The following is a 12,230-nucleotide window of genomic DNA, read 5'->3' as shown; positions in this document are numbered from 1 at the left end:
AACTGGTTCACCGGTGCGGGCGAGGGGGCCACCCGAAAGCCTCAGCGGCGTGGCGTGAATCCGTTTCATATGACTGGGTGTCAGTAAGCGGAGACGAACGAAAGGGGCGGCCATGGGAACACGGCAGCGACGCGCACGGTCCCGCAGGCTGGCCTTCGTCGCGGCGGCGGTCGCCGCGACGGCGGCGCTGGCGTCGGGCCACACGGTCGTCGCGGGAACGGGGACGGCACACCCTGGCGAGCCACCGGCTCCCGCGGCGCCACCGTCGGCCGCGCCCGCGACACCCGGGGCCACCCCCGCCGCGCCGGCGGCACCCGCCGTCCCGGCCGTGACGCCCGCCCCGGCCGCCACCGCGCCCGGTACGGCGTCCGGAGCGACGGCACCCGGCACCGCGCCCGCCCGGCAGAGCACCGCCTTCGGCGCCTACCTCGACTACGGTCCCCGCGGCGTGGCCCGGATGGCCCAGCTCAGCGCCTGGCTCGGCGGGGCAAAGCTGCGCGTCGGGCACACCTACCTGCCCGGCGACCGCTGGAGCAACATCGAGGGCCGCTCCGGCTTCCTGGACGTGTGGGCCAACTGGCGCCGCGAGCAGGCCGACCGGCTGCTCGTGCTGAACGTGCCCATGCTGGAGCGCAACGAGGAGGGCGTGCCCGACCACGAGGTGCGCCGGCTGCTGCGCGAGGGCGCCGCCGGCCACTACGACCACCACTTCCGCCGGCTCGCCGAGCGGCTGGTCGAACTCGGCGTGCCGGACACGGTGCTGGTGCTCGGCTGGGAGATGAACGGCATCACCTACACGCACCGCTGCGGACCGGACCCGGAGGCCTGGAAGCAGTACTGGAACCGGATCGTCACCACCATGCGCGCGGTGCCGGGCCAGAAGTTCCGGTTCGACTTCACGCCGAGCCGCGGCCGGGACGCCGTGCCCTGGACGCAGTGCTACCCGGGCGACGACACGGTCGACATCATCGGCATGGACGCCTACGACCAGCCGCGCGGCATGTCGTTCGACGAACAGGTCAAGGAGCCCTACGGGCTGCGCGAGCACGTGGAGTTCGCGAAGGCCCACGGCAAGGCCATCTCCTTCCCGGAATGGGGACTCTTCCGCAACGGCGACAACGCGGACTACATGAAGCGCATGCTCGCGTGGATGGACGAGCACAAGCCGCTGTACCAGACCCTGACGGACTACTGCCCGCACGGCGTGTGGCAGTGCGACGACAACCCGCGGGCCTCCGAGGTCTACCGGTCCTTCCTCTTCGGCCGCGACGAGGACACCGCCCCCGCGCCCTCGACCCCGGCCCGGCCACCGGCGCCCACGCCCTCGCCCACACCACAGCCCAGCGCCCCGGAGACCGGGCGCCCGGCGAACTGCTCGCCGCTCGACCTCGGCGACTGGGTCGAGTACTGGATGGGCGGCAAGCTCTGCCTGCGCTTCGACTGGTGGTCGCGGCGGTAGCCGCAGGCCTCGGGCGCGGCCGGCGGCGGGCCCGGTCAGGGCCAGCCGCCGGGGTCGCGCTCCCGCAGGCGGCGCAGCAGCTCCTTGCCCCGCCGGCGCGCCGCCGCGTCGCCCAGCGCCGCCGACAGCAGGGGTGCCGTACGCCGCCGGGCCAGCAGCAGCCGCTGGTTCACCACCGTCAGCGGGCGCCAGTGGTGCTTGTAGGGCTCGTTGCCGCGCAGCAGGCTCAGCGTGCCGAGCGTGCCGTCCTTGGTGTGGGTGGCGGTGGAGTCCAGCAGCATGGCCGCCACGTCCGCCTTGTGCTCGCGCAGCCGCGGGTGGGCGCCGTACAGATAGCCGCCCGCGAGCCGCTGCGAGAGCAGCGTCAGGTCCACGGCCACCACGTCGCCGTCCAGCCGGAACTCGGTGACCACCGCGTCCCCGGCGCGCACCATCGGGCCGACCGACCGCACGAGATGGTCCCGGAACCGCGGCCGCAGATGCTCCGGGGTGACCTTCCGCCCCTGCCACTGCAGGCGGTGCAGCTCCAGCAGGCGCAGCAGCGCCTCCTCCACCTCGCCCGGGGCGACGACCCGCCGCTGGATCCCGAGCGCGTCCAGCCGGCGCAGCTTGGCACGCAGCCGCTGCTGGGTCTTGGACGGCAGCCGGGCGATCAGTTCGCCCATGGGGACGGCCGGCAGCTCCAGGCACACCGAGTCGTCCACCCGGCCGCGGGGCCCCGGCCACCGCTCCCAGACCCGCTCGGCCGCGCCGCCGGGCCGGACCTCGCGCAGGTCGATCAGGGCGGTGCGGGCGGCGGCCGACAGCGCGCCGGTGAGCGCGGCCACCGCCTGGTCGCCGTGCGCGTCGTCCACCAGCACGTCCCCGTAGTCGGAGATCGCCCCGCCGAGCGGCACCAGCGACGGGAGCGGCCGCCGCACGAGCCTGAGCGGGGCGGCGGCGGCCAGGTCACCGGTGCGCCCGTGGCGCACCAGCACCAGCCGGAGCCCGCCGCGCCCGCCGTACGACCGCCACCACGAGTGCAGCCAGGCGTGACTCTGGAACGGGGTGGCGTTCCCGTACCGCCGGTGCAGCCGGTCCCAGTCGGCGGCGAGGGCGGCGAAGTCCCGCTCCGCGGTGACCACTTCCGCGGTGTACGTCACAGCTGCCGGTGCGCGTCGGCGGCGACGGCCGGGCCGGGCACGGCGGCCTGCCGCCCGCCGGTCCCCGCGGCCCGCCGCGGCCGGACCAGCACCGCCAGCCCGCCCAGCAGCCCGCCCGCGCTCGCGCCGACCAGCCCCGTCACCCGGGCGGAGGCCGAGGACGGCTCGGCCGGCTCGACGGCGCGGGCGAACTGCTGGAGCTCGACGCGGGTGGACTCCTGCGTGTCCGCGGCGTGCCGGGTCAGCGCCCGGGCCACCGCGTCGGCCATGTCGGCGGCGAGGTCGGGGCGGGAGGAGGTCGCCGTGACCGACACCATCGGCGCGTCCGGCGAGGTCGCCGTACGGACGCTCTCGCGCAGCGTCGACACCGCGACCCCGGCCCACACCTGCGCGTCACCGAGCACCGCGAGCTGCGGGGCGACCCGGCCGTAGGCCTGGGCGAAACCGAGGGCGGTGGCGGTGTCGGACTTCTGCGTCGGCACGGCGACGACGTAACTGGTCGCCGTGTACTGCGGGGTCCTGACCAGGCCGTAGGTGCCGCCGAGCAGACCGCCTGCCACGGCCCCGGCCGCGAGCAGCGACCAGGGGGGCAGGGACCTGGTGAGGGCGGTGACCGGGCGGGGCTGCCGTGCTGGGGTGTCGGTCATGAGGTGCGGGCTTCCTGGAGGGAGGGGGACAGGGGACGGGCGACCGCGGCGGCGTACACGTCCAACAGCCGGGCGGCGCTGCGGGTGATGCAGTAGTGGCGGGCGGCCTCGGGCACGGTGCGCTGCCCGGGACCCTGCCGCCGTACGTCCGTCAGGGCGCGGGCGAACGCGTCGGGGCCGCCGGTGACGCGCCGGGCCAGGGGCGCCGCCGCCGGGGGCAGGTCCTGCAGGGCGGGGCAGGAGGCGTACAGGACCGGCAGCCCCGACGCCAGGGCCTCCACGATCGCCAGGCCGAAGGCCTCCTCCGGGGACGGCGAGGCGAGGACGTCCATCGCGCAGGCCAGCGACGGCAGATCGGGGCCGGGCGAGCCGTCCGGGACGCAGGGGCGCTCCCCGGTGAACACCACCCGGCCGGCGACCCCGGCGGCCCGGGCGGTGCGGCGCAGCACGTCCTCCTCCGGGCCGGCCCCGACCAGCAGCAGCCGGTGGTCGTCCGGGAGCTGCGCCAGCGCCCGGACCAGCACACCGAAGCGCTTGCCCGGCGCGAGCCGGCCGACGGCGCCGATCACGTACGCGTCGTCCGGCAGCCCGAGCCGGTGGCGGGTCTCCCGGCGGCGGGCCGGGTCGAAGCGGAAGCGGGCCACGTCGATGCCGTTGGGCACGACCTCGATGCGCGGCCCGGGCACGCCCCAGCGCTCCAGCCGCGCGGCGACCGTCGGGGAGACGGCGACCGTGGTGCTGCCCAGGCGTTCGCCCGCCAGGTACAGCGCGCGCACTCCGGCGTTCAGCGGGCGGCCCTCCATCTGCGAGTCGCCGAGGGAGTGTTCGGTGGCGACGACCGCCCGGACCCCGGCCAGCCGGGCGGCGATCCGGCCGTAGAGGCAGGCGCGGTAGAGGTGGGTGTGCACGAGCTCGTAGCCGCCCGCACGGATGAGCCGCACCAGCCGGGGCAGGGCGGCCAGGTCACGGTTGCCGGCCATGCCGAGGTGGTGGACGCGCACCCCGTCGGCGCGCAGCCCGGCGGCCACCGCCCCCGGGTTGGTCAGCGTCACCACGTCGCAGTCGACCGGCAGGTGCCGCAGCAGCAGCCGCAACTGCTGCTCGGCGCCGCCCACGCCGAGGCCGGTGATGATGTGCAGGGCCTTCACCGGGGCTCCTCGACGGGTCGGCGGCGCAACCGGTGCAGCCGGTACTTCAGCGACAGCCGCAGAGGGGTGTCGTTCTGGCCGATGTGCACCCGGGGCAGCGCGTGCGGGCCGCCGAGCTGGCCCGGGTCGATCGCGCAGGCGTAGGCGTAGCCCGCCCGCCGTACGGCCTCGACGGCCCGCGCGTCGAGCGTGCCGTAGGGGTAGCAGAAGCCGGCCGGGGGTGCTCCGGTGAGTTCCGCGAGCACGGTCCTGCTGCCCTCGGTCTCCGACCTGAGCGTGACGTCGTCCGCCCGGGTCAGGTCGACGTGGGTGAGGCCGTGCGAGCCGATCTCGACGCCCTCGGCCGCCGCCTGCCGGACGCCGTCGGCGGTCAGCAGCGGCTTGCGCGGGCCCAGCGGGTCCCAGGCGTTCTCGCCGCCGAGCCGGCCCGGGAGCACGAACAGGGTGGCGCCGCAGCCGTGGCGGCGCAGCACGGGCAGGGCCCCGGTGACGAAGTCGGCGTAGCCGTCGTCGAAGGTGAGCCCGTACAGGCCCCGGCCCTCGCCCCGGGCCCGGGCGGCGAGCAGGTCGGCCATGGACACACCGCGCAGCCCGCGCCGCCGCAGCCGTCCGAGCTGCTGGTCGAGCCGCTCGGGCGTGACGGTGATGCGGTACGGGTCGTCCGTGGGGTCGCCGACGGAGTGGTACATCGCCACGAACAGGACGGGGCCGGATCTGGTGCGGGTGCCGGTGTCCGGGGTGTCAACGGGAGCGGCCATGAGTGAGCCTTCGTGAGACGGAACGGAGGGAGGTCAGCGCGGTGCGGCAGCCCTGGTCGCCCAGGGCCCGGCCGAGCGCGAGGAAGACGACGGCGACGGTGAGCGCGCCGGCGGCGAGCGCGAGGAGGGGCGAGCCGGGGGAGCCCGCCAGACCTGTGGCATCCGGGGGCGGGCCGAGGCGGCTCGCGACCCAGGCACCCGCGGCGGTCGCGGCGGCCGCCGCGGCCAGCGGGCGGCCCAGCCCCGCCAGGACGCGCCGGGTACGGACCGGGACGGACCGCGGGCCCATGCCGGCGAGCAGCAGCGCGGCGGTGACGGTGATGCCGGCGGCGTTGGCGGCGGCGATGCCGATGACGCCCCAGGGACCCACCGCCCAGGCACCGGCGCCGGCGGTGACGACGAGGCCCGCCGCCATCGCCCCGAGCGGGTACCAGGTGGCGCGGCCGGCCGAGAAGTACGAGCGGATCAGGGCGCCGACCAGGGTCTGCGCGAGCAGCCCGAGGGCGTACACGCGCATCACCCGGACCGTCGCGGCCGTGTCCTCGGCGGTGAACGCGCCCCGCTGGAAGAGCAGTTCGACCAGCTGCGGGGCGCAGGCCATGACGACCGCGCCACCGGCCAGCACCAGGCAGGCGGCCAGCGCCAGGTCCCGCTCCACGCGGGCGCGGGCCCGCTCGGTGTCACCGTCGGCCAGGGCGCGGGCGACGACCGGGAAGGTGACCGTGCACAGCATCAGCGACAGGGTCATGGGGATCTGGGCGACCTTCTGCGCGTAGTTCAGGTGCGAGATCGCCCCGGCGGGCAGGGCCGAGCCGAGGAACCGCTCGATCAGCACCTGCGACTGGCGGCACAGCGCGAACAGCAGGACGGCGGCGAGCAGGGCGAGACCCATGGGCCGGCCACCGCCACCGTCCGCGCCGGCCGTCCCGGCCCCCCGGCCCCGCCGCAGCTCGCGCCACAGCACCGGGACCTGGACGAGGACCATCAGGCAGCCTCCCGCGGCCACCCCGGCCGCCGCCGCGCGCACGCCCCAGTGCCCGCCCAGCACGAGCACGGCCGTGATGATGCCGGTGTTGTAGGCGACGTAGATGGCCGCCGGTGCGAGGAACCTGCGGTGGGCGCGCAGGGCCGCGCTGCAGTACCCGGCCAGGCCGAAGGTCAGCACGCAGGTCGCGGTGAGCCGGGTGCAGTCCACGGCGAGCGCGGGGTCGGGCAGGCCCGGGGCCAGGACGTGCACGAGCTGCGGAGCGCAGACCGCCAGGAGCGTGGCGACCGCGGCGCAGGCCAGCGACAGGCGGGGCAGCGTACCGGCGACCAGCGAACGGACCGGGTCCCCGCCGGCGCCCCGCGCCCGCCGGGCCAGGGCCATGCTGAACGCCGGGATGAGCGCGATGGCCAGCCCGTCCTCGATGAGCAGCGTCGCGGCGAACTCCGGCACGGTCCACGCCACGAGGAAGGCGTCCGTCTCGCTCCCGGCCCCGAACATCCGGGCCAGCGACAGATCCCGCACCAGCCCGAGCAGGGCCCCGGCGGCGGAGCACACGGCGGTGACGAACGCGGCCCGGGCGAGGAACCCACGGGTGACGGGGGCGTCGGCGGGGGAGGGAGGGGGAACCGCCGGGTCCTCGGCCGAGACCCCGATCCGCCGGGCGTCCGGGACACCGGCGGAAGGGCGGGCCCTGCGGGAGCCCGGGCCGGGCGCCCTTGCCGGGCCAGCTGTGGTGGCCCGGCCGGGGCCCGTGGTCACGCCGGGTGCCTGGCCGGGTGCCGTGGTCGGTCCCGGTGTCCTGGCTGCCGGGCCGGGTGCCGTGGCCGATGAGGTGACCGGGGGCACTGCCGTGCCCTGGGCTTCTCCGGTGCCCGGGGTCTTCGCGGTGCCCGGGGTCTTCGCTGTGCCCGAGGCGCTTGCGGTACCCGAGGCCCGCGCGGCGCCGTTGCCCGAGGCGTCTGCGGTGCCGGTGCCGGAAGCCAACGCGGCGCCGGTGCCCGAGGTGTTTGCGGTGCCGGTGCCGGTGGGCGCTGGCCCGCCGATGACCGGTGCCCGGCGGACCGCGGGCGCCGAGCCCGCCGCTGGGGCACACCCGGGCGCCGAGCCCGCCGCTGGGGGACGCGCGGGCGCCCCGGGGCCGCTCCCCGGCGGTGTCGCCGGGGACGCCGTCCCCCCGCCCGCACCCGTGTGTTCCGGTGTCACCGTCATCGCGCCGGTGCCCCTTCCACCCGGCTCCGCGCGTCCGCGCCGGCTCCGCCCGTGCCGTGCCCCGGCAGCGGCCGTGCGGGGGACAGGCCCCACCACGCCGCCAGGCCGAAGCACATCGCCGTCAGGACCGTCGAGGGGCCGCCGATGTCGGCGTAGGCGAAGTCCGTGAGCTGCCAGATGAGCAGGCCGCAGGCGACCAGGCCGCAGTCGAGGCCCGGGGCGCGGGAGCGCCGGGTGTGCCACAGGGCGCGCACCGCGCACACCAGCAGCGCCAGCCAGCCGCCCGCCAGGGCCAGCAGCCCGATCAGGCCCTGCTCCGAGAGGACGAGCAGGTACATGTTGTGCGGGGACAGCAGCGGCTGCTTGCGGAAGGCCGCACCCGCGCCCTCGGTGTCGCTGCCCGCCGAGAGCGCCAGCGAGGCGTGCGCGTCCCGGTGTTCGGGGAATCCCTTCAGGCCCACCCCGGTCAGCGGCCGCTCGCCCCACATCCCGGTCGCCGCCGCCCACATGGTGTACCGGTCGGTCACCGACTGGTCGGGCGCGTCCGCGACCCGCGTGATGCTGCTGATGCGTTCCTCCAGCATCGCCGTACCGAACCCGAAGCCACCCACCGCGATCACGCCGACCGCGGCCACCACCGCCCCGGTCGCCAGCGTCCGCCGCAGACCGGACAGCAGCAGCTGTGCCGTGACCGTCACCGCCGTCGCGATCCACGCCCCGCGGCTGAAGGACAGCGCGAGCGGCGGCAGCAGCACCAGCGCGCAGGCCAGCCCGGCGAGCCGCTGCCGCACGGGCGCCGCACCGAGGGCGAGACCCACCGCGCACACCAGCCCGAGCGAGACGACCGTCGCCATCCCCATGACGTCCTGCGCCCCGAACGTGCCCACGGCCCGCACCGGCCGCCCCTGGTACGACGCTCCGGTCCCGGTCGCGTACTGGTGCACGCCGACCGCCCCCTGCCACACCGCCAGCCCCACGAACGACCAGGCCAGCAGCCGGAAGTCGGCCCGGTCCCGCAGGAGCAGCAGCACGGCCGCCGGGACCAGCACGAAGACCTGGAGATAGCGGCCGAGGCCGGTGAGCCCCTCGCCCGGCGACACCGACCCCATCGCGGCGACGGCCACCCCGAGCACCGGCAGCCCCAGCACCACCGCCGCCGTGCGGGACAGGGGCCGCCGCCGGTCGCGCACCAGCCGGACCGCGCAGTACAGCACGACCAGCGCGGACAGCGCGTCGGCCGGCCCGGCACCGCCCTCGCCGCCCGGCCCCAGCGGCAGCGCGAGCAGGGCGACGACGGCCAGCAGGGGAAGAACGGGCGCGTGCGCCCCGACCCGGGTCATCCGTCCTCAGCTCCCCGACGGACGCAGCAGCGCGGCCGCCGTCCGCAGCAGCAGGCAGACGTCCTGCCACAGCGACCAGTCGTCGATGTACGCGTTGTCGTACCGGGCCCGGTCCTCGATGGAGGTGTCGCCGCGCAGCCCGTGCACCTGGGACAGGCCGGTGATGCCGGTGCGCATCCGGTGCCGGGCCGCGTAGCCCGGGTAGGCCTGGCCGAACTGGGCGACGAAGTAGGGGCGTTCGGGCCGGGGCCCGACCAGGCTCATGTCGCCGCGCAGCACGTTCCACAGCTGCAGCAGCTCGTCCAGCGAGGTGCGGCGCAGGAAGCGGCAGAACCACGGCATCCGGCGTTCGTCCGCGACGCTCCAGCGGGTCGCCGACTCGTGCTCGTCGGCCGGGCGGTGGGTGCGGAACTTCAGCAGCGTGAACGGCCGTCCGCCCTGGCCGATCCGTTCCTGCCGGAACACCACGCCGGGGCCCTCGCTCGCCCGCAGCACCACCGCGCACACCAGCAGCAGCGGGCTGACCAGCAGCAGCAGCGCCCCGGACACCACGACGTCCAGCGCCCGCTTGCCGGCGCCGCCACGCGGCTGCGCCCCGAGGGCGAGGCGGCGGCAGGAGAACCCGGCGAGCCGGTCGTCCGACCGGTACGAGGGCACGTCCGGGTCGATCTCCCAGACGGTGCAGCCCGATTCGGCCAGCGCCCGCAGCAGGGGCCCCTGCCCGGCCCGCACGGAGGGGTGCACGGCCAGCACCTCGCGCACCCCGTTCTGGATCAGCGCCCGCTGGACCTCCTCGCCCGTGGTCAGCATGGGCAGTCCGCCGGTGCCGTCCGGGGCGTCCGTGACGATCCCCACCGGCCGTACCCCGTACCGGGGATGGCGCAGGACGGCGGCCGCCACCCGCTGCGCGGTGGCCGCGGGCCCGACCACGAGCGCGGCCCGCGGCCGGCGCAGCAGCTCCGCGCGCCGGCAGGCGTGCACCGCGCCGCGCCCGGCGCAGCTCACCGCGGTCTGCAGCAGGAAACCGGCGAGCAGCGTCCGCGCGGACAGCACGTGCTGCGGGGCGTGGGCCGCGGTGAACGCCCCGAGGGCCAGCCAGGCCACGGCGATGCGGGCGCAGACGGCGGGCAGTTCGTCCAGCAGGGCCGGTACGCGGGCGGTGCGGCGCGGACGCAGCAGCAGCGAGAGGGCCACCAGCACCGCCAGCAGCAGCGGGTGGCGCTGGGTGCCGGTGAGCGCCAGCGCGCCCAGCACGGCGGCGGTGCCGTCCGCGGCGAGCAGCGGCAGCGGCGACACGGGCCGGGCCGGGGGACGCCCGGCGGCCGGGCGGAAGCCTGCCGAGGTGCCGCGCGGCGGCAGGAGCGTCACGGGTGTGAGTCCGGCGTCCCGGGGCTGCCCGGCGGGAGGGGGGACGGTGCTTTCCGCGGTCACGAGTGGACTGACTCCCTGTGCTCGGTGGACTCGGCGCGCCCGTCCAGGAGTGCGCGGTACACGTCCGCGACCGCCTGAGCCGTGCGGCGCACGTCGTGCGTGGTCAGGACGTGCCGACGGCCCCGGTCGCCCAGCGAGGCGCGCAGCGGCGCGTCCGCCAGCAGCCCGGCGACGGCCGAGGCCAGGGCCGCCGGGGCGACGGCGGGCACCAGACAGTGCGGTGCGCAGCCGGGCGGCAGACTCTCCCGGGCCCCGCCGACGTCCGTCACGACCACCGGCCGGCCGCACGCCATGGCCTCCAGCGGGGCCAGGGCCATGCCCTCCCAGCGCGACGGCAGGACGACCAGATCCGCCGCCTGGTACCAGGGCACGACGTCGGCGACGTCCCCGGCGAACCGCACCGACCGGGGCGCCAGGGCCCGCAACCGGTCCTGGTCCGGCCCGTCGCCGACCAGCACCAGCCGGGCCCCGGGCACTTGGCGCAGCACCGCCTCCCACGCCGTCAGCAGGACGTCCTGCCCCTTCTGGTGGCACAGCCGCCCCACGCAGACCACCAGCGGCACGCCCGGCTCCAGATCCGGCAGCAGCCGCGCCCGTACGGCGTCCGCGGCGGCCGGGCGGAAGCGCGCGAGGTCGATGCCGTTCGGCACGACGCTCCACCGCCCCCGGACCCCGGCGGCCTCACCGAGCCGGCGTTCCGCCTCGCTGACGCACATCACCCGCCCGGCCCAGCGTGCCCCGTACCGCTCCCAGGCGCGGGCCAGGGCCGCGGTGCTCCCGCCGACCGCCTCGAAGGACCAGGCGTGCGGCTGGAACACCGTCGGGATCCGCCCTCGCACGGCGAGCCGCCCGGCCAGCCCGGCCTTGGCGCTGTGCGCGTGCACCAGAGCGGGCCGCACGTCCGCGACGATCCGGGCGAGCCGCCGCACCTCGCCGCCGAGCGACGGGCCGGGCGCGCGGGTGGCCGCCCAGGGCCGCACGTCCGCGCCGAGCGCCGCGAGCCGGGCGGCGAGGGGGCTGTCGGGGCAGGCGGCCGTGACGCGCAGACCGGCGGCGAGCTGGGCCCGGGCCAGGTCCGTCACGACGCGGGCGACGCCGCCGTCCACGGGCTGGGTGAGGTGGAGGATTCGTGGCGGGGGATCGGTCGGTGACAGGTGCATGCGCGGTTTTCCTCGCTCACGGGACGGCGCTCGGGACGGCGGGAACGCGCCTCACTGCCGGTGCCGACAGCGCCGAATGCCGCGCCGGCGCACGCCGCGTCCCGCTGCGCAACGAGCCGGACGGCCACCTGGTCACCACCCCACCGCAGGGCTTCGCGGAACGTGGTCTGCCCGGGTGGCCGGTCGAAAGGACGAGCGAGACGCCCGTGGTCCGCACGGGACCGGCGGGGCCTCTCGGAGGACGTGTCAGAGGGCCGTCATCGGTGCGATCTGCTTGCTGTCGGGGTGCGTGGAGAGGTCCGCAACTCTAGTCGCCACCCGTACTATTGTGGAGAAACCGGGCGTGTGTGTCGGAACCGTGAAGAGAGTGACCATGGTGAGATCACCCCTTTGGCGGCACAACTCGCGCGCACGCCACGCGTTGACACAGCGCCGGGCATCCGCCCGGATGTTTGTGTCAACCCCAAGGAGCACCTCTCCATGTCGCGTATCGCGAAGGGCCTGGTCCTGACCTCCGCTGCCGCTGCCGCTGTCGCGGGCAGCACCGGCATCGCCGCCGCCGACGCCGGCGCGCAGGCCGCGGCCGCCCACTCCCCGGGCGTGCTGTCCGGCAACGTCGTCCAGGTTCCGCTGCACATCCCGGTCAACGTCTGCGGCAACACGGTCGACATCATCGGCCTGCTGAACCCGGCGTTCGGCAACGAGTGCGAGAACGACTGACGTCGTTCCGGAACCCCGACCGGCCGCCTTCCCGTGGGACCCATGCGGGAGGGCGGCCGGTTCGCGTCGCCCGGCGGGTTGCGCCGAACGGAGGCGGGCGCGCCGCCCGGTGGGCCGGTCGCACGCACGCCGCCTCACCAGGGGGGACGCCGCGGGCGCGTGGGCACGGGGCTGACCTGGTGCGTTCCCTCGGTTGCGGAGCGTTGCGGGCACTCGCACGGTGGGCAC

Annotated in this window: 10 protein-coding genes; 2 read left to right on the top strand and 8 right to left on the bottom strand. The window is 76.6% G+C overall.

The genetic code is table 11. The features are described 5' to 3' along the window. The first annotated feature begins 112 nt into the window (after window positions 1–112). Window positions 113–1,459: a glycoside hydrolase family 26 protein gene (locus ACF07N_RS13130; RefSeq protein WP_392111763.1), complete on the top strand. Its 1,347-nt coding sequence runs from the start codon at window positions 113–115 to the stop codon at window positions 1,457–1,459. Between the two features lie 35 nt (window positions 1,460–1,494). Here ACF07N_RS13130 and ACF07N_RS13125 read toward each other — a convergent pair whose 3' ends face one another. From ACF07N_RS13125 to ACF07N_RS13090, 8 genes are all read right to left on the bottom strand, one after another. Further along, window positions 1,495–2,601 (bottom strand): GNAT family N-acetyltransferase, encoded by a 1,107-nt coding sequence (locus ACF07N_RS13125; protein WP_392111761.1) that lies wholly within the window; start codon window positions 2,599–2,601, stop codon window positions 1,495–1,497. Then, on the bottom strand, window positions 2,598–3,248 hold the full coding sequence (locus ACF07N_RS13120; protein WP_392111757.1) for a lipopolysaccharide biosynthesis protein: 651 nt from the start codon (window positions 3,246–3,248) through the stop codon (window positions 2,598–2,600). The genes ACF07N_RS13125 and ACF07N_RS13120 overlap by 4 nt, the downstream gene beginning before the upstream one ends. Beyond that, window positions 3,245–4,396 carry a glycosyltransferase gene (locus ACF07N_RS13115; RefSeq protein WP_392111754.1) on the bottom strand — a complete coding sequence of 384 codons (1,152 nt, stop codon included), beginning with the start codon at window positions 4,394–4,396 and terminating at the stop codon, window positions 3,245–3,247. Before ACF07N_RS13115 ends, ACF07N_RS13120 begins: the two co-directional genes overlap by 4 nt. Then, entirely contained in the window at window positions 4,393–5,154 is a 762-nt protein-coding gene (locus ACF07N_RS13110; RefSeq protein ID WP_392111751.1) for a polysaccharide deacetylase family protein, read from the bottom strand. Before ACF07N_RS13110 ends, ACF07N_RS13115 begins: the two co-directional genes overlap by 4 nt. Further along, window positions 5,138–6,901 carry a murein biosynthesis integral membrane protein MurJ gene (gene murJ / locus ACF07N_RS13105; RefSeq protein ID WP_392111748.1) on the bottom strand — a complete coding sequence of 588 codons (1,764 nt, stop codon included), beginning with the start codon at window positions 6,899–6,901 and terminating at the stop codon, window positions 5,138–5,140. The genes ACF07N_RS13110 and murJ overlap by 17 nt, the downstream gene beginning before the upstream one ends. A 446-nt stretch (window positions 6,902–7,347) precedes the next feature. Further along, complete coding sequence (locus ACF07N_RS13100) at window positions 7,348–8,691, bottom strand: O-antigen ligase family protein (RefSeq protein ID WP_392111745.1); 1,344 nt, start codon at window positions 8,689–8,691, stop codon at window positions 7,348–7,350. Window positions 8,692–8,697: 6 nt separating this feature from the next. Further along, window positions 8,698–10,122 (bottom strand): exopolysaccharide biosynthesis polyprenyl glycosylphosphotransferase, encoded by a 1,425-nt coding sequence (locus ACF07N_RS13095; protein ID WP_392111742.1) that lies wholly within the window; start codon window positions 10,120–10,122, stop codon window positions 8,698–8,700. Beyond that, complete coding sequence (locus ACF07N_RS13090) at window positions 10,119–11,282, bottom strand: glycosyltransferase family 4 protein (protein ID WP_392111739.1); 1,164 nt, start codon at window positions 11,280–11,282, stop codon at window positions 10,119–10,121. The genes ACF07N_RS13095 and ACF07N_RS13090 overlap by 4 nt, the downstream gene beginning before the upstream one ends. Before the next feature lie 480 nt (window positions 11,283–11,762). Between ACF07N_RS13090 and chpG the strand changes: the two genes are divergently transcribed. After that, window positions 11,763–12,002, top strand: a complete 240-nt coding sequence (gene chpG / locus ACF07N_RS13085; RefSeq protein WP_062926927.1) for a chaplin ChpG — start codon at window positions 11,763–11,765, stop codon at window positions 12,000–12,002. Window positions 12,003–12,230 lie beyond the last annotated feature (228 nt).

Origin of the sequence: Streptomyces sp. NPDC015242, assembly GCF_043079125.1 — a bacterium.
Taxonomy (GTDB): domain Bacteria; phylum Actinomycetota; class Actinomycetes; order Streptomycetales; family Streptomycetaceae; genus Streptomyces.
The sequence above is the reverse complement of the archived record's forward strand: the minus strand, read 5'-3'. Positions and strand labels throughout refer to the sequence as shown.